The following is a 377-nucleotide window of genomic DNA, read 5'->3' on the forward strand; positions in this document are numbered from 1 at the left end:
GCTTGTTTATATTTTAGAGTATAAATAGAGTTTTTAAATTCACTTGATATATCATAATTAGGAGAACTTGTCTTGCTACTTATACTAAAATTAGTGTTATTGCTAGTATTTGTTGTATTAGTAGAATTTAATACTTCACTTCTTGCTAGAGTTTGTGAATTTGCATTTTGAATTTCATTTAACTTACTAGCATTTTGTTTTAAAAAAGCATTAGCAAAAACTTATTTTGGAATTTTCTTTACTTTCTTTATTAGCTTTTGCTTGTGAAAGTATAGAATTACAATTTGAGTTATCATTGATGCTAAAGATACTCATATTAATTCCTTGATTTAGATTTTTTTGCCTTCAACCTAAATATATTAAAATAATATAAGCAA

1 pseudogene is annotated in these 377 nt (G+C 23.6%); it reads right to left on the reverse strand.

Features of this window, described 5'->3' with window-relative positions:
* Nucleotides 1–315: pseudogene (locus ELQ09_RS08470) on the reverse strand (hypothetical protein); the annotation flags it as partial.
* Between the last annotated feature and the right edge of the window lie 62 nt (nucleotides 316–377).

This window comes from Campylobacter sp. CH186 (genome assembly GCF_004378925.1).
Lineage (GTDB): Bacteria > Campylobacterota > Campylobacteria > Campylobacterales > Campylobacteraceae > Campylobacter_D > Campylobacter_D jejuni.